Origin of the sequence: Parageobacillus toebii NBRC 107807, assembly GCF_003688615.2 — a bacterium.
GTDB classification, from domain to species: Bacteria; Bacillota; Bacilli; order Bacillales; family Anoxybacillaceae; genus Parageobacillus_B; species Parageobacillus_B toebii.
Map to the genome: position 1 here is coordinate 1073342 of NZ_CP049703.1, position 17185 is coordinate 1090526.

At 44.7% G+C, this 17185-nt stretch carries 11 protein-coding genes and 3 pseudogenes; 10 read left to right on the forward strand and 4 right to left on the reverse strand.

What is annotated here, in order from left to right:
* The first annotated feature begins 70 nt into the window (after positions 1-70).
* The 8 genes and pseudogenes from cdaA to DER53_RS05620 all read left to right on the forward strand — a co-directional run bounded on the left by cdaA (position 71) and on the right by DER53_RS05620 (position 9741).
* The gene (gene cdaA / locus DER53_RS05585; protein WP_062756465.1) at positions 71-892 is read left to right on the forward strand and encodes a diadenylate cyclase CdaA; all 822 of its coding nucleotides are present in this window, start codon (positions 71-73) and stop codon (positions 890-892) included.
* A complete protein-coding gene (locus DER53_RS05590) occupies positions 885-2120 on the forward strand; it encodes a CdaR family protein (protein WP_012748921.1) in 1236 nt (411 codons plus the stop codon). The genes cdaA and DER53_RS05590 overlap by 8 nt, the downstream gene beginning before the upstream one ends.
* Before the next feature lie 28 nt (positions 2121-2148).
* Positions 2149-3495 (forward strand): phosphoglucosamine mutase, encoded by a 1347-nt coding sequence (gene glmM / locus DER53_RS05595; RefSeq protein ID WP_012748922.1) that lies wholly within the window; start codon positions 2149-2151, stop codon positions 3493-3495.
* Positions 3496-3960: 465 nt separating this feature from the next.
* Positions 3961-5763: a glutamine--fructose-6-phosphate transaminase (isomerizing) gene (gene glmS, locus DER53_RS05600; protein WP_062756463.1), complete on the forward strand. Its 1803-nt coding sequence runs from the start codon at positions 3961-3963 to the stop codon at positions 5761-5763.
* Positions 5764-6477: 714 nt separating this feature from the next.
* Entirely contained in the window at positions 6478-6957 is a 480-nt protein-coding gene (locus DER53_RS05605; RefSeq protein ID WP_003247648.1) for a flavin reductase family protein, read from the forward strand.
* 579 nt (positions 6958-7536) lie between these two features.
* Positions 7537-8244 (forward strand): annotated as a pseudogene (locus DER53_RS05610) (IS256 family transposase); the annotation flags it as partial.
* A 248-nt stretch (positions 8245-8492) separates the two neighbouring features.
* Complete coding sequence (locus tag DER53_RS05615; RefSeq protein ID WP_240345838.1) at positions 8493-8819, forward strand: putative RNA methyltransferase; 327 nt, start codon at positions 8493-8495, stop codon at positions 8817-8819.
* Between the two features lie 172 nt (positions 8820-8991).
* Positions 8992-9741: a MerR family transcriptional regulator gene (locus DER53_RS05620; RefSeq protein WP_062756459.1), complete on the forward strand. Its 750-nt coding sequence runs from the start codon at positions 8992-8994 to the stop codon at positions 9739-9741.
* A gap of 125 nt (positions 9742-9866) precedes the next feature.
* Here the strand turns inward: DER53_RS05620 and DER53_RS05625 are convergent, their stop codons facing one another.
* Positions 9867-10322, reverse strand: a complete 456-nt coding sequence (locus tag DER53_RS05625) for a DUF2269 family protein (protein WP_062756457.1) — start codon at positions 10320-10322, stop codon at positions 9867-9869.
* 406 nt (positions 10323-10728) lie between these two features.
* Here DER53_RS05625 and DER53_RS05630 point away from each other — a divergent pair, with 406 nt between their 5' ends.
* Positions 10729-11934, forward strand: coding sequence for a trans-sulfuration enzyme family protein (locus DER53_RS05630; protein ID WP_062679287.1), 1206 nt, complete (start codon positions 10729-10731; stop codon positions 11932-11934).
* Between the two features lie 134 nt (positions 11935-12068).
* Positions 12069-12518, forward strand: a pseudogene (locus tag DER53_RS05635) (SgcJ/EcaC family oxidoreductase).
* Between the two features lie 281 nt (positions 12519-12799).
* On the opposite strand, the gene DER53_RS05640 reads toward DER53_RS05635, so the two are convergent.
* From DER53_RS05640 to DER53_RS05650, 3 genes and pseudogenes are all read right to left on the reverse strand, one after another.
* Positions 12800-13936, reverse strand: a complete 1137-nt coding sequence (locus tag DER53_RS05640) for an IS110-like element ISGka2 family transposase (protein WP_033025194.1) — start codon at positions 13934-13936, stop codon at positions 12800-12802.
* Between the two features lie 417 nt (positions 13937-14353).
* Positions 14354-15490, reverse strand: coding sequence for an IS110-like element ISGka2 family transposase (locus DER53_RS05645; RefSeq protein WP_033025194.1), 1137 nt, complete (start codon positions 15488-15490; stop codon positions 14354-14356).
* 417 nt (positions 15491-15907) lie between these two features.
* A pseudogene (locus tag DER53_RS05650) lies at positions 15908-17045 on the reverse strand (IS110-like element ISGka2 family transposase).
* Between the last annotated feature and the right edge of the window lie 140 nt (positions 17046-17185).

Consider the following 17185-nt stretch of genomic DNA (forward strand, 5'->3'; position numbering starts at 1 on the left):
GATATGTTATAATAGAAGGGTTGTTTCAATAAAATTATGTTTGAATTAGAATGATAAAGGAAGTGTGAAAATGCCTTTCGGAGAGCTCCCGATTTTAAGTTATTTAGGCAAGGCCGTCGATATTCTTGTTGTTTGGTATGTTATATATAAATTAATCATGATGATTCGCGGGACGAAGGCAGTCCAGCTTCTAAAAGGAATTATTCTTATTATACTAGTGCATATTGTTAGTAACTTTCTCGGTCTTAACACGCTGCAATGGCTAATGGATCGAGCAATCACATGGGGGTTTCTCGCTATTATTATTATCTTCCAGCCGGAATTGCGGCGTGCGCTTGAGCAAATAGGACGGGGAAAGCTGTTTTCTCGAAGCAGCTCGAATGAGGACGAAGAGCAAGTAAAAATGGTTGAAGCGATTATTAAAGCGACGGAATATATGGCAAAACGGAGAATAGGCGCGTTAATTTCCATTGAACGGGAAACAGGAATGGGAGATTATATTGAAACAGGCATTATTTTGAATGCCCGTGTTTCCTCTGAACTATTAATTAATATTTTTATCCCTAATACTCCGTTGCACGACGGGGCTGTTATTATTCAAAAAAACCATGTCGCAGCAGCGGCCTGTTACCTGCCGCTTTCAGAAAGCCCTTTTATTTCGAAAGAGCTTGGGACTCGGCATCGCGCTGCATTAGGAATTAGTGAAGTGACAGATAGCATAACGGTTGTTGTATCAGAAGAAACCGGTGCGGTATCGGTCACAAAAAACGGGGAGCTACACAGAGATTTAACCCCGGAGCAGTTTCGGGAGTTGCTTACAAAGGAGCTAGTGCCATCCACAAAGGCGACTTCCTCATCCCGTTGGCAATGGAGGGGGAAGAAACATGGATAAGTTAATGAACAATCATTGGTTTATTAAAATATTTTCTTTACTGTTAGCGATTATGCTTTATATGTCGGCGAATATTGAGAAAGAAACAAAATCGGGAGTGATTACCCGCAATACGGTAGGACAAGAGGATACGGAAACAATGACAAATGTTCCTGTAGTGGTTTATTATGATGAGGAAAATTTAGTTGTCTCCGGTATTCCGAAATATGTGAATGTCACTTTGCAAGGGCCTGCAAGTATTGTTAAGCCGACTGCTTTACAGCGCAATTTTGAAGTGTATATCGACTTAACGAATTTACCATTAGGAACGTATACCGTTCCAATTAAATATAAAGATATATCTGATAAACTAAAGGTCAACATCCACCCTTCAGTCGCAAAAGTAACGATTCAAGAAAAAGTTTCTAAAAATTTCCCTGTCGGGGTTGATTTGATCAATAAAAATAAAGTGCCCGAAGGCTATTTGATTGAAAAGCCGATTGTCAAACCAAACGCCGTTACTATTACGGGTGCCAAAGAATTAATTGAAAGTATATCATCGGTAAAAGCTAGAATTGATTTAGATAGGGCAACAGATACCGTAACAGAGGAATCGAGCGTAACCGTTTATGACAAAAGAGGCAACGTACTTAATGTAGATGTCCAGCCTTCCGTAGTAGAAGTAACCGTTCCGATTAAAAGCCCAAGCAAAACGGTTCCACTGAAAATTAATCGGACAGGATCACTGCGAAAAGGATTAAGTATAGTAAAAATAGAAACCATCCCAAATCAAGTAACTATTTTTGGCTCAAAAGAAAAAATCAATTCCATTGAATTTATTGACGGTATTACGATTCATTTAGATGAAATTACAGAAGATAAGACATTGGAAGTGAATGTTCCGTTGCCTGCAGGAGTAAAAAGTGTGGATCCTTCTAAAATAAAAATAGTCATTGATGTACAAAAAGAAGAATCGAAAACATTAAAAGATGTACCGATTCATGTAGTAGGATTAGGAGATCAATATACGGTTGATTTTGTAGATCTGCAAGAAGGGGCGATGGATGTTCAGCTTTATGGGGCACCGAATGTATTAAGCGATATAACAAAAGACGATATTCAATTATATATAGATGTTAGTGATTTAGGCGTTGGTGAACATGAAGTAAAAGCGGAATTAAATGGTCCACAAAATATCAAATGGCAATTACCGAAAGAAAAAGTAAAAATTAAAATTAATGAACGATAATTTCATTTGCGTAAGGAGAGAGTGTATAATGGGTAAATATTTTGGCACTGATGGTGTTCGTGGAGTAGCGAATCGTGAGTTGACGCCAGAACTGGCATTTAAAATAGGCCGCTGCGGCGGTTATGTATTAACAAAAAGCGAAGAACGGCCAAAAGTATTAATTGGTCGTGATACACGTATTTCTGGTCATATGCTTGAAGGAGCGCTTGTCGCTGGGCTGCTTTCTATCGGGGCGGAAGTGATGCGCCTCGGTGTGATTTCTACACCAGGTGTTGCTTATTTGACAAAAGCGTTGGGAGCGCAAGCGGGAATTATGATTTCCGCATCACATAACCCTGTTCAAGATAATGGAATCAAGTTTTTTGGTCCAGACGGCTTTAAACTTTCCGATGAACAAGAACAAGAAATTGAAGCGTTGATTGATAGCCCGGAAGATATGTTGCCAAGACCGATAGGAAAAGCATTAGGACAAGTGAACGATTATTTTGAAGGCGGTCAAAAGTATTTGCAGTATTTAAAACAGACCATTGACGAAGATTTTTCCGGATTGAAAATTGCGCTCGATTGCGCGCATGGAGCCACTTCATCTCTTGCTACCCATTTATTCGCCGATTTGGAGGCGGATGTTGTTACAATGGGTGCATCACCGAACGGTCTTAACATTAACGAAGGAGTTGGCTCGACACATCCAGAAGCATTAGCGGCGTTTGTGAAAGAAAAAGGAGCAGATGTTGGACTTGCCTTTGACGGCGACGGGGATCGCTTGATTGCGGTAGATGAATACGGAAATATTGTGGATGGCGACCAAATTATGTACATTTGCGCGAAATATTTAAAAGAAACTGGCCGTCTTAAACATCAAACCGTCGTTTCCACTGTGATGAGCAATCTCGGATTTTACAAAGCGCTTGAGGCGCAAGGAATTCAAAGTGTACAAACAGCTGTTGGCGACCGTTATGTCGTAGAAGAAATGAGAAAAAATGGTTATAACTTAGGCGGAGAACAGTCAGGGCATATTATTTTCCTCGATTACAATACAACAGGAGATGGATTGCTAACGGCATTGCAGCTTGTGAACATTATGAAAGTCAAAGAAAAACCGCTTTCTGAGCTTGCCAGTGAAATGAAAAAATATCCGCAACAGCTGGTAAACATAAAAGTAGCGGATAAGCATAAAGTAATGGAAAATGAAAAAGTAAAAGCCGTTATTCAAGAAGTGGAAGCAGAAATGAACGGAAACGGTCGGGTTCTTGTTCGTCCGTCTGGAACGGAGCCGGTTGTACGTGTGATGGCAGAAGCGCCGACGGAAGAAGCATGCCGGAATTATGTCGAACGGATCGCCTCTGTCGTTCGCGAAGAAATGGGAGTCGAATAAAATAAAACGCTCATAACTAACCTATGTATAAATGGAACATTCTGTTCTATTTATGCATAGGTTATTTTATGAAATAATTCTAACAGTTGACGCTTCTAGAGATGTACTGTAATATTATTTTGTTGTTATTTTAAAAAAGAAAGGTGGGTAGAGGTTTTATTTATTATTTATTTTTCAAAGCGCCTGGACTAAGCGTGGACGGAAAAACGCTTAGTTGACGAGGAGGAGGTTTATCGAGGTTTCGGCGGATGCCTCCCGGTTGCTGCGATTACAACCGCAAGTCCTTTCTTAAAACAAAGAGGTGACTCTTTGGACAAAGGGAAGGACATAATCGCAAAAATACGGAAATGGGGAGTCTGTCCGCGCAAAAGGGGTCAGACACCTGACAACGTTCCTTGACAAAAAAATAATAGAGGAATTCCTTTGTGCGACAGTCTTCCTGAATATTAAGGAGGATACGGATCTATGTGTGGAATTGTCGGTTACATCGGTCAACAGGATGTAAAAGAAATTTTACTGCGCGGATTAGAAAAATTGGAGTACCGCGGGTATGACTCTGCAGGCATTGCGGTACTAAATGATGAAGGAATTCACCTTTTTAAAGAAAAAGGACGGATTGCCGATTTACGGAATGTCGTTGATCCGAGCGTAAGTGCTACTCTTGGAATCGGTCATACACGCTGGGCAACACATGGTGCTCCGAGCCGCATCAATGCGCACCCGCACCAAAGTGCTTCTGGCCGTTTTACGCTGGTGCACAACGGGGTCATTGAAAACTACGCGCTTCTTAAACAGGAGTATTTACAAGATGTGGCGTTAAAGAGTGATACGGATACAGAAATTATCGTGCAGCTTGTCGAAAAATTTGTAAACGGCGGCCTTTCTGTTGAAGAAGCATTCCGCAAAACGTTAACATTGTTGAAAGGTTCTTATGCCATCGCAATGATTGATGCGCAAAATCAAGAAGTTATTTATGTCGCGAAAAATAAAAGCCCGTTGCTTGTCGGACTCGGCAATGGCTTCAATGTTGTGGCGAGCGACGCGATGGCGATGCTGCAAGTGACAAATCAATTTGTTGAGCTTATGGATAAAGAAATGGTCATTGTGACGAGAGACAGCATTACAATTAAAAAATTGAACGGCGAAATTATTGAGCGCGCTCCATATACAGCGGAGCTAGACGCAAGCGACATTGAAAAAGGAACATATCCGCATTACATGTTAAAAGAAATCGATGAACAGCCGTTTGTCATGCGCCGCATTATTCAAAAGTATCAAGACGAAAACGGTCAGTTAACGATTGATCCAGAAATAATCCGAGAAGTTACTAATGCGGATCGTTTATATATTATCGCTTGTGGTACAAGTTATCATGCGGGATTAGTCGGAAAACAATTGATCGAGAAATGGGCGAAAATCCCTGTTGAGGTACATGTCGCAAGCGAGTTTTCGTACAATATGCCGCTGTTGTCTGAAAGACCGCTATTCATTTACATTTCACAAAGCGGGGAAACGGCGGACAGCCGTGCGGTGCTTGTACAAACGAAAGAACTTGGCTACAAAGCGATCACGATTACGAACGTACCAGGCTCTACTCTTTCCCGTGAGGCGGATTATACGTTATTGCTTCATGCCGGTCCGGAAATCGCCGTCGCATCAACAAAAGCATATACGGCACAAATCGCTGTGCTTGCGATTTTAGCGACAGCTGCGGCAAAAGCAAAAGGCATTGCGCTTGACTTTGACTTGAAAAAAGAGCTTGGCATTATCGCCAACGTAATGGAAATGTTGTGCGATGCGAAAGAAGAAATGGAAAAAATCGCTCTCGAGTATTTATCAACAACGCGCAACTGTTTCTTCATCGGCCGCACCGTTGACTATTATGTATGCTTGGAAGGCGCGTTAAAATTAAAAGAGATTTCTTACATTCAAGCAGAAGGATTCGCTGGCGGAGAATTGAAGCACGGTACGATCGCTCTTATCGAAAACGGCACCCCAGTAATCGCCTTGGCGACACAAGAGCATGTCAACTTAAGCATTCGCGGCAACGTCAAAGAAGTTGTCGCCCGCGGCGCCAATCCGTGCATTATTTCGATGAGAGGCTTGGAAACAGATGAAGACCGCTACGTCATTCCGGCGGTTCATCCGATGCTTACACCGCTCGTTTCCGTCGTGCCGTTGCAGCTCATCGCCTACTACGCGGCATTGCACCGCGGCTGCGATGTCGACAAACCACGCAACTTAGCAAAGAGCGTGACGGTGGAATAAAAGATAGAAATACGCGTCTCGTATTTGTTAAGTGACAAAAAAGTTGTATACTGGGTCTTTTAAAGAGGGTGTCCCATTTTCTGCTTTTGGGACACCCTCTTTTTTAAGGAATATCCTTCCATTCTCTTTTCCAATAAAGGATTATGCCATCTGTCGTTTTCTTGAAAATGTCTTCACCCAATAAACTCGCTCCTAACCAAAAAAACTCGGTTCAGGACAAAAAAAGTCGGTAGAGTAGAAACAAGGGTTAAGGAAGAAATAGGGAATTAAAGAGCAAGATTAAAATTGGAAAAAAGCCAGAAGGAATAAGGGTTTTCGAGCCTTTATTCCTTTTTCTTTTACCCTAAAACCTAATCCCTTAACTCTACTATGGAGTGACTTTTTTAGTCCAAAATGGGTGTAAAATCTGAACAAAAATTAGATGAATGTGGGGAAAATGAAGGAACGACTTTTTTAGGCGGAGAATATTGGAAAATGGCTTGAGGCGTTGGGGGAGTAGGAGTTGGTAAGGTTTAAGGGAGGAGGGGAGTTGGAACGAGTTTTTTGGGTGGATACAGAAAACTTGTGTTCGGCCGCTGTATTCTAAGTTGTGAAATTTCCCTTGTCTCCTAAAAATAAAAAGCTGGACATATATTATTAGTTTGAATAAAATGGAAAATAAGAACATTTACACAACTGAAAAACGCGATTTTTACGGAAGGAGGAGTTCCATACATGGATGCCAAGGCGAAAAAAACGGCTTTACGCGGAATTACATACGGTTTATACATTGTCGGCACAAAAGATGAAAATGGCGCTGCCAATGCTTTTGCGGGAAACTGGCTGACACAAACGTCTTTTAATCCTCCATTGGTAGCGGTTGCAGTGAAAGTAGGCACCCGTTCCCAAGAGCAAATTGCCAAAAGCGGCGTATTTAGCGTCAATATTTTAGAAACAGGCCAAAAGGATATGGTCACCGCTTTCTTTAAATCTTTAGAACCGGAAGGAAATAAGCTGGCAGGGTACGAATTCTATACCGAAGAAACAGGATGCCCGATTTTTAAAGATGCGCTCAGTTTCTTTGAGTGCAAAGTCGTCGAAAAAGTAGAAAAAGGCGATCACTATATTTATGTAGGCGAAGTAATCAATGCGGGTGTGCATCGGGAAGGCGATCCGCTGACACTGAAGGAAACCGGATTTTATTACGGGGGGTAATTTGGCGACTCCTAACGTATAAGCCAGTTATAAGCGGTTGCGAAGGGAACGGATATGAAAACCACTGCATGTATGATATGAAGCAGGCTTTTTCCGCCTGCTTCATCCTTTTAACATATTTACCGAGAAGTCTCCCACCTCTAAAACAGAGTGTAGGTAGGAGATGATGTTGAGTGACAAAAAAGTTGTATACTCGATTTTGATTAATTAAAATTTTTAGGGCGACGATTTGAGTATTTATTTTTTGGCTCTGTTAATCAATACTGTTGATTAATTTAAAAAAGTAAAAGCGACCATACTAAGAAAGGTCGCTTTAAAAACTATCTTATACTTTTTGCGAAGTTTTTATAAAGCGAATTAAAATTGCAGTTCCTATAATGTTTGAAATTATACTTATTCCAATCAATACACTCCATATAGGGGTAGGCAAGGTAAGAGTTAACGATAACATTAAGAAAACAAAACCAAGTAACACGAAAACAAAACCTATATTTTTATTATTCAAATTCAACACCTCCCATTTGTATATTGTAGCAAATATTTGCAATTATTTAACACAGCCTTTGTAAAAAATGCTTTATGGATGGTTTATACGTAAAACTTCGTCGCGAAACCGTGGAGAAAGAAGCCATTTATGTGGTGTTAGGGGTGAATGAAGAAGGATATCGCGAAATTCTTGATTTCTTTGTGGGAGGACAAGAAAGCGCCTATGGATGGCGGGAGATTCTCAAACAGCTCTACAAAAGAGGCGTCAAGGAAGTGCTTCTGGGCGTCTTCGATGGATGACCGGGGCTGGAGGAAGCCTTTAAGGCGGTGTATCCGAAAGCCGATGTGCAGCGCTGTGTCGTGCACAAAGTCCGCAACACCCTCAGCCGTGTTCGGAAAAAAGACCAATTCGAAGTGGCCGAGGATCTCAAGCTGATTTATCGCGCGCCGAATAAGGAGATGGCGTTACAAATGTTTCAACAGTTTGAGTCGAAATGGTCCAGCAAATATCCAAGAGAAGTTCAATCTTGGGCCAATGAGTTGGATGTCCTCCCTACATTTATGGATGATCCAAGCAGTATTCGAAGTGTGATTTACACGACCAATGCCATCGAACGAACGATCAAAGAGATTCGGAAACGTCTAAAGCCGATGAACAGTTTGAATAGTTTAGAAGCCGCGGAAAAAATCGTGTATTTGACCATTCAAGATTTTAATGAGAAATGGGCAGGGCGAAAGTTGCGAGGATTTGCCGAAGCGCATGAAGCCCTCGAGCGAATGTTTGAAGAACGTTATCATTAACCAAATACTATAAATAAACAAAATAGGAGTATTCTCCCTTTCCACACAAGGGACTGAATATTCAGTCTCTTGTGTGGAGGAAATATCCCCCCTCTATTCTAAATCCATTTCAGAGATACCCTATCTATCTTACATTACACAAAATTCTTGACGGTACCGTTTATTTGTCTATCTTTTTCATTTATCTAAATATGAAAGAATGAAGTGTCTTTGTCCAAATGAACAGAAAAATAATAAGCGCAAAACTTATGAATAAATTTGAAGGGATTTTTCAATGTCCTATTTGTTCGTCCCCTATGGGAACCGTGGACTTGAAAAGTTTGGTTTGCTCTAACAACCATACTTTTGATATCGCTAAGCAGGGATATGTAAATTTGATGACTCGTTCTCTCGCAACGAAGTACGATAAGGAATTATTTGAATCACGTAAGATTATTGCTGAAAATGGATTTTTTGAACCGTTATACAAGATGATTAGTGAATGGATAAAAAATGAAGTGCATTTAGAGGCATTGTTAAATATGAATTTAACCGAAATAACCATCGATCTAGATATTTTAGTTGGAAAAAAATAAGGCCATATGGCATTGTTTAGAAAGCCACATAAACAGAAGAAATTGCTGTTTTTTACACCGTTCGGATCTCTGAACGGTGTTATGCATATTTTATACGTTTATTTTTCAAAACGCATGTTGACTCTCACGTTGCGTGATACTTTATAGTGGATGGTGAAGGGGGGCCAAAACGATGGCAATGAGAGTGAAAGAAGTGGCAGATTTAGTTGGCATTAGTGTGCGCACACTGCATTATTATGATGAAATCGGGCTATTAACCCCAGAGAAGACAACCGAAGCTGGTTACCGCCTTTATACAGATGCTGATCTTGAGAAATTGCAACAAATTTTATTTTTTAAAGAGCTTGGCTTCCCTTTAAAAAAGATCAAAGAAATTATCAATAATCCTTCGTTTGACCGATATGAGGCGTTGGTGCTGCAGCGGAAAATGCTGCTGGAGAAACGCAGGCGGCTCGATAAAATGATTGCGACAATTGATAAGACCATTCAGCACATGAAAGGAGAAATTCAAATGACAAACAAAGAGAAATTTGAAGGTTTTGATTTTCGTCATAATCCATATGAACAAGAAGCACGTGAACGTTGGGGAGATGAAGCGGTTGATAAAGCAAACGCTAAAATCGGGAGCATGTCTAAAGAAGAACAAAAAGCTATGGTTCAAACAATGAATTCGATCTATCAAAAACTTGCAGCCCTTCGCCACGGCTCGCCTGAATCAGAAGAGGCGCAAGCGGCAATTAAAGAATGGTATGACTTTTTGAACAATAACTTTGGCAATTACTCGCTCGAAGCGTTCAAAGGATTAGGGCAAATGTACGTGGATGATGCACGCTTCACTAAAAACATCGACCAATTTGGAGAAGGCCTGGCAAAATTTATGCGCGATGCCATGGCAGTCTTTGCGGATAAAAACAAAAAATGATGTGAACAAAAGCAGGGCAATGCCCCGCTTTTGTTCAGACTGGTAATTTGAGAGTTCGGGTTTTGCTAAATAGACGGATGAAGGAAAAAGGCTATTTATGAATTTTTCTGCATATCACCACATGCTCAAAATGGTTTTAGAATCATAAGTGCAATAATGATTAAAAAAATACCGTTTTCTATGCGCTCATAACGAAAAAGCTGATTGGATAAACGCGTATATTCCTCTGGTATGTCTTCTCCCTTATAAGTTTCTAACAAATGTTTTATTGGTCTTGATTTAGGCGCTAATACAAGCGGTCCCATCGCGAGTGCAATTAAGAAGAGAACAAGGCTTGTCACATACCAGCCCATCTGAAATAAGCTTCTATTTAAAAATCCCATTAACAAACCTGTAATAAGTAAAAGTGTGCCTCCGATCATAGTGAAGGTATGCAGCTGCCGTCTAATTGCGTAAGCATATTTAAGTTGCGTCATTGTTTTCGCGGGTTTTACGACATGCATTAAAATAAAACCCGGTCCCATACCTAATATCGCTGAAAAAATATGTATAAAAACAAGAATTTTATAAAGTGATGTCATGAGAATCCTCCTCTCTGTTGAGGCAAGTTGCGCTTTCTACCTTATCATACACCATTTATTCTTATATAACGCAGTGATATTTCATACAAAACAAGAAAATAATGTGAACAAAAGCAGGGGATTGCTCTGCTTTCGCTGCTTATACCGCAAAATAAGTTTTTGCTTAAGTAGATGGTGATACAGGCAATAAAACACAATGGCAAACAAAAAGGAGAAAGGGAGAATATCACACGCCCTCTTGACTTAATCCATCTATAACGATGGGTTTACTTTTTTTTAAGAAAAATTATATAATATCTATTAAATTCTGAAATAAATGAAGGTTATGTTAATTGTAAAGTAGATCCATATAGGCCCAATAATAGACCGGCGCCGCTTATCTAGAAAAGTAAAGGAGAGAGAATAGATGAACAAACGTGAAAATCGTAAAGAGATGAACCTTGAAGGACTCCGAACCGAAACATTGGTCGTGCATGGCGATGACTGGGTAACTAATGATGGGACGATAGCTCCGGCAATTTATTACTCAGCTACGTTTCGCGCGCATAATTCCAGTGAATTTGCGGAAATGGCGGGAACACCCCGTCATCCTCGGTATTACACGCGTTACGGCAATCCAGTGCATGAGCGTGTAACGAAGATTATGGCTGAACTGGAAGGTACAGAAACTGCAATGGTAACTGGCTCCGGGATGGGGGCAATTGCTACGACCATTTTGGCTTTGGTCAGCGCAGGAGATCATGTGATTGCACAGACACGGCATTATATGAGCACCGCCAAGATCATGGATGAAATGTTACCGCGATTTGGTGTGGAAGTGACTCTGGTCGAACAAGCGGACATCAACGCCTTTGCGGAAGCGATACGGCCTAACACAAAGCTTATCATGGTAGAAACGCCAGCTAATCCGACTTTGGTGTTGACCGATTTAGCTGCTGTGGTGGAGTTGGCGCGCCCGCATGGAATTATCGTCGTAGCTGATAACACCTTCGCGTCTCCGATCAATCAGCGTCCTCACGATCTAGGCGTTGATATCGTTATTCATAGCGCGACAAAATATTTGGGTGGACACCATGATTTGACAGCTGGTGTCATCTGCACCAGCGAGGAGTTAGCCGAGCGTATTTGGCATACGCATATTTCCATCGGCTCCGTCCTCTCGCCAATGGATGCATGGCTATTATTGCGCGGTCTGCGCACGCTTCCGATACGGATGGAACGCATTAATGCCAACGCCTTAGCATTGGCAAAGTTTTTGGAGGAGCAGCCGCAAGTAGAGCGTGTGTATTATCCTGGCCTTCCTAGCCATCCGCAACACGAATTGGCAAAACGGCAGATGAAAGGGTTCGGAGCGGTTATTGCCTTTGCCATTAAAGGGGGTTATGAAGAAACTCAGCGGTTCGTTTCCGCATTGAAACTACCACCTAATGCGGTGAGTCTGGGAGGGATCGATTCCCTTGTGGTACATACAGCGGCGATGTGGGAAGGAGTAATGACCGAGGAGCAGATGAAGACAGCTGGGATTCCGTCCAATTTCGTGAGATTCTCGGTCGGCATCGAACACATCGAGGACCTGAAAGCGGATGTATGGCAGGCTCTGCAGGTAGTTTAACATTTTTCCCGAGGAGTCTCCCTCCTCAAAATAAAGGGAAGGGGGGAGATGAATCGGGAATTTTTGATTCCTAAAAGTGAACGTATGTTCTATAATAGAACCATCCTATCAAGCAGGGAAAGGAGAAAATGATTGTGAACTCTTCTGCATCCAATGAAGCCATCGCACTCTATCAAAAGCTGTGAGATGGATGGAATAACCGAAATGCCGTTGCAATGGCCGAGCAGTTTACAGAGAAGGGCGAGCTCATCGGTTTTGATGGGAGCCAGGCGATTGGACGGGAAGAGATCTTTTCTCATCTTCAACAGATCTTTGAAAGTCATCCTACTCCCCCATATGTGAGCAAAGTGAAAGATGTGCGTTTTCTTGGTTCCGAAATTGCTATTTTACGCGCTATAGCAGGAATGGTGCCACCTGGACACTTAGACATCGATCCAAAATTCAACGCACATCATACACTTGTCGCAGTCAAGAGCGAAGAGGGCTGGCGGATCGAGCTTTTTCAGAATACCCTTGCTCAGTTTCACGGAAGACCCGAGTTGGTCGGGCAAATGACAGAGGAATTAAGGCAGTTGCTTAAGTGAGTCTTGCCGTAATCGAGCGCGATGGTGAGATAAGCACCTATTTCTAGCCTTTCAGATGAAATACCCCTTGTTCATTTTAACCCCCTTGTCATTATGACCTGGAGGTTAGTGTGTTTTAGGCTCTGAAGATTTTCTTTTCCGTGAAAATCCCCACCACTTGGTGAGTGCGGTATACGCTCCTGATCCGTGCGGGTATACTGAAAATGGCCAAAAAAGGCAATAGGAAAGCAGAGGTGCCCGATTTTAGGCATCTCGTATAACCTGTCTGCCTTTTGGCTAGACTAAATAAGTTGTGGTTGGCGGAACGGCTCTTTGCGGGAGATCATGCAAAAGATGATCACCAACATCCGCCGAGCAATGGCGATGAGGGCTTTTTTCTTCCCGCACCGGGCCGCCAACGACCAAAACTTTCGGGACAAGGGATGCGTCTTGGATCGAGCTGCTGACCATGCCGCCTCGCATAACGCCGATCGGAGATGGGGATTGCCTTTTGTCGTGCGCGTGCTCTTTCGCTTTCCGGCGCTTTCATGGTTGCCGGGGGACAATCCAGTCCATGAAGCCGCCCGTTCCGGCGTTTCAAAGACGCTCATGTCGGTTCCCATCTCGGCTATGATGACGGCGGCGGTTTGTTTTTTCACTCCGGGCATGGTCATCAGCAATTCGACTTCCTCGCGATACGGCTCGAGCAGGCGGTCGATGTGCTGGTCGACTTCTTCGATTAACTGCTCCAATTCCTCAACGTGTTTCCACAAGAGGCGAAGGAGACGGAGCTCGTGTTCGGTCAAGGTGCCGAGCAGCGAATCGTACACCGCTTGCTTTTTCTTTTTGAGCCTTCCGCGCAGGCATTGATCCAACTCGTCCTTGTCCACGTATCCCTTCTCAAGCAGCCGGGCGAGGATGTCTTTTCCGGAAACGCCGAAGAGATCGGAGAGGACCGAGCCGAGTTTGACATTGGAAGACTCGAGCACTTTTTGAATCCGGTTTTTCTCCGAAGTCAGCTGTCCGACCCACTTTTTGCGGAGGCGGGTAAAATCCCGCAATTCGCGAATATCCGCTGGGGGGACGAAACTTTTTTCAACGAGTCCATGGCGGAGCAGCTTGGCGATCCACTCGGCGTCAGAGACATCGGTTTTTCTTCCCGGGACATTTTTGATCCGCTGCGGATTGGCCAGTGTCAAGTCGACATAGCCCTCGAGGAAGGCGAAGACCGGTTTCCAATACACGCCGGTGGATTCCATGGCGACATGGGTAACGCCATGTTCTTCGAGCCACTCAAGCAGGTCGCCAAGTCCTTTCGAGAACGTGGAGAAGGTTTGAATGTCCTTTTGAATGTGTCCATCTTCTTCCCATAGTGCGCAGGCGACGATGGTTTCGGCATGAACATCCAATCCTGCGCAGCGAGGATAGATGACATCCATGATGAAAATCCTCCTTTTCGATGATCGAGTGCGCAAACAGCGAATCCACGGGAGAAATGCGGCAGTTTTCCGTTCGTCGTCACCTTTCCTCCGCATCGGGAAAGGGCGGACAATGGGTGGTGCACCCAGTGGATTCGAACGCTTTTCTGTACAGGGTCCAAGCCACCATTAAGTATAACGTCCTATTGAGCTGTTTGCGCCTACTCTTCATTATGGGAAGAAAAGGGGGATTTTCATGCCCGGGTGGAGAGCAAAAATTGCTCATGGAACTTTTCCGTGAAAATCCCCACCACTTGGTGAGTGCGGTATACGCTCCTGATCCGTGCGGGTATACTGAAAATGGCCAAAAAAGGCAATAGGAAAGCAGAGGTGCCCGATTTTAGGCATCTCGTATAACCTGTCTGCCTTTTGGCTAGACTAAATAAGTTGTGGTTGGCGGAACGGCTCTTTGCGGGAGATCATGCAAAAGATGATCACCAACATCCGCCGAGCAATGGCGATGAGGGCTTTTTTCTTCCCGCACCGGGCCGCCAACGACCAAAACTTTCGGGACAAGGGATGCGTCTTGGATCGAGCTGCTGACCATGCCGCCTCGCATAACGCCGATCGGAGATGGGGATTGCCTTTTGTCGTGCGCGTGCTCTTTCGCTTTCCGGCGCTTTCATGGTTGCCGGGGGACAATCCAGTCCATGAAGCCGCCCGTTCCGGCGTTTCAAAGACGCTCATGTCGGTTCCCATCTCGGCTATGATGACGGCGGCGGTTTGTTTTTTCACTCCGGGCATGGTCATCAGCAATTCGACTTCCTCGCGATACGGCTCGAGCAGGCGGTCGATGTGCTGGTCGACTTCTTCGATTAACTGCTCCAATTCCTCAACGTGTTTCCACAAGAGGCGAAGGAGACGGAGCTCGTGTTCGGTCAAGGTGCCGAGCAGCGAATCGTACACCGCTTGCTTTTTCTTTTTGAGCCTTCCGCGCAGGCATTGATCCAACTCGTCCTTGTCCACGTATCCCTTCTCAAGCAGCCGGGCGAGGATGTCTTTTCCGGAAACGCCGAAGAGATCGGAGAGGACCGAGCCGAGTTTGACATTGGAAGACTCGAGCACTTTTTGAATCCGGTTTTTCTCCGAAGTCAGCTGTCCGACCCACTTTTTGCGGAGGCGGGTAAAATCCCGCAATTCGCGAATATCCGCTGGGGGGACGAAACTTTTTTCAACGAGTCCATGGCGGAGCAGCTTGGCGATCCACTCGGCGTCAGAGACATCGGTTTTTCTTCCCGGGACATTTTTGATCCGCTGCGGATTGGCCAGTGTCAAGTCGACATAGCCCTCGAGGAAGGCGAAGACCGGTTTCCAATACACGCCGGTGGATTCCATGGCGACATGGGTAACGCCATGTTCTTCGAGCCACTCAAGCAGGTCGCCAAGTCCTTTCGAGAACGTGGAGAAGGTTTGAATGTCCTTTTGAATGTGTCCATCTTCTTCCCATAGTGCGCAGGCGACGATGGTTTCGGCATGAACATCCAATCCTGCGCAGCGAGGATAGATGACATCCATGATGAAAATCCTCCTTTTCGATGATCGAGTGCGCAAACAGCGAATCCACGGGAGAAATGCGGCAGTTTTCCGTTCGTCGTCACCTTTCCTCCGCATCGGGAAAGGGCGGACAATGGGTGGTGCACCCAGTGGATTCGAACGCTTTTCTGTACAGGGTCCAAGCCACCATTAAGTATAACGTCCTATTGAGCTGTTTGCGCCTACTCTTCATTATGGGAAGAAAAGGGGGATTTTCATGCCCGGGTGGAGAGCAAAAATTGCTCATGGAACTTTTCCGTGAAAATCCCCACCACTTGGTGAGTGCGGTATACGCTCCTGATCCGTGCGGGTATACTGAAAATGGCCAAAAAAGGCAATAGGAAAGCAGAGGTGCCCGATTTTAGGCATCTCGTATAACCTGTCTGCCTTTTGGCTAGACTAAATAAGTTGTGGTTGGCGGAACGGCTCTTTGCGGGAGATCATGCAAAAGATGATCACCAACATCCGCCGAGCAATGGCGATGAGGGCTTTTTTCTTCCCGCACCGGGCCGCCAACGACCAAAACTTTCGGGACAAGGGATGCGTCTTGGATCGAGCTGCTGACCATGCCGCCTCGCATAACGCCGATCGGAGATGGGGATTGCCTTTTGTCGTGCGCGTGCTCTTTCGCTTTCCGGCGCTTTCATGGTTGCCGGGGGACAATCCAGTCCATGAAGCCGCCCGTTCCGGCGTTTCAAAGACGCTCATGTCGGTTCCCATCTCGGCTATGATGACGGCGGCGGTTTGTTTTTTTCACTCCGGGCATGGTCATCAGCAATTCGACTTCCTCGCGATACGGCTCGAGCAGGCGGTCGATGTGCTGGTCGACTTCTTCGATTAACTGCTCCAATTCCTCAACGTGTTTCCACAAGAGGCGAAGGAGACGGAGCTCGTGTTCGGTCAAGGTGCCGAGCAGCGAATCGTACACCGCTTGCTTTTTCTTTTTGAGCCTTCCGCGCAGGCATTGATCCAACTCGTCCTTGTCCACGTATCCCTTCTCAAGCAGCCGGGCGAGGATGTCTTTTCCGGAAACGCCGAAGAGATCGGAGAGGACCGAGCCGAGTTTGACATTGGAAGACTCGAGCACTTTTTGAATCCGGTTTTTCTCCGAAGTCAGCTGTCCGACCCACTTTTTGCGGAGGCGGGTAAAATCCCGCAATTCGCGAATATCCGCTGGGGGGACGAAACTTTTTTCAACGAGTCCATGGCGGAGCAGCTTGGCGATCCACTCGGCGTCAGAGACATCGGTTTTTCTTCCCGGGACATTTTTGATCCGCTGCGGATTGGCCAGTGTCAAGTCGACATAGCCCTCGAGGAAGGCGAAGACCGGTTTCCAATACACGCCGGTGGATTCCATGGCGACATGGGTAACGCCATGTTCTTCGAGCCACTCAAGCAGGTCGCCAAGTCCTTTCGAGAACGTGGAGAAGGTTTGAATGTCCTTTTGAATGTGTCCATCTTCTTCCCATAGTGCGCAGGCGACGATGGTTTCGGCATGAACATCCAATCCTGCGCAGCGAGGATAGATGACATCCATGATGAAAATCCTCCTTTTCGATGATCGAGTGCGCAAACAGCGAATCCACGGGAGAAATGCGGCAGTTTTCCGTTCGTCGTCACCTTTCCTCCGCATCGGGAAAGGGCGGACAATGGGTGGTGCACCCAGTGGATTCGAAC

What these genes read in the sequence shown, in the direction of transcription:
- glmS (WP_062756463.1), top strand. Translation starts at nt 3,961, where the DNA reads ATGTGTGGAATTGTCGGTTACATCGGTCAACAGGATGTAAAAGAAATT.
- DER53_RS05605 (WP_003247648.1), top strand. Translation starts at nt 6,478, where the DNA reads ATGGATGCCAAGGCGAAAAAAACGGCTTTACGCGGAATTACATACGGT.
- DER53_RS05640 (WP_033025194.1), bottom strand. Translation starts at nt 13,936, where the DNA reads ATGGATGTCATCTATCCTCGCTGCGCAGGATTGGATGTTCATGCCGAA.
- DER53_RS05620 (WP_062756459.1), top strand. Translation starts at nt 8,992, where the DNA reads ATGGCAATGAGAGTGAAAGAAGTGGCAGATTTAGTTGGCATTAGTGTG.
- DER53_RS05645 (WP_033025194.1), bottom strand. Translation starts at nt 15,490, where the DNA reads ATGGATGTCATCTATCCTCGCTGCGCAGGATTGGATGTTCATGCCGAA.
- DER53_RS05590 (WP_012748921.1), top strand. Translation starts at nt 885, where the DNA reads ATGGATAAGTTAATGAACAATCATTGGTTTATTAAAATATTTTCTTTA.
- glmM (WP_012748922.1), top strand. Translation starts at nt 2,149, where the DNA reads ATGGGTAAATATTTTGGCACTGATGGTGTTCGTGGAGTAGCGAATCGT.
- cdaA (WP_062756465.1), top strand. Translation starts at nt 71, where the DNA reads ATGCCTTTCGGAGAGCTCCCGATTTTAAGTTATTTAGGCAAGGCCGTC.
- DER53_RS05630 (WP_062679287.1), top strand. Translation starts at nt 10,729, where the DNA reads ATGAACAAACGTGAAAATCGTAAAGAGATGAACCTTGAAGGACTCCGA.
- DER53_RS05625 (WP_062756457.1), bottom strand. Translation starts at nt 10,322, where the DNA reads ATGACATCACTTTATAAAATTCTTGTTTTTATACATATTTTTTCAGCG.
- DER53_RS05615 (WP_240345838.1), top strand. Translation starts at nt 8,493, where the DNA reads ATGAATAAATTTGAAGGGATTTTTCAATGTCCTATTTGTTCGTCCCCT.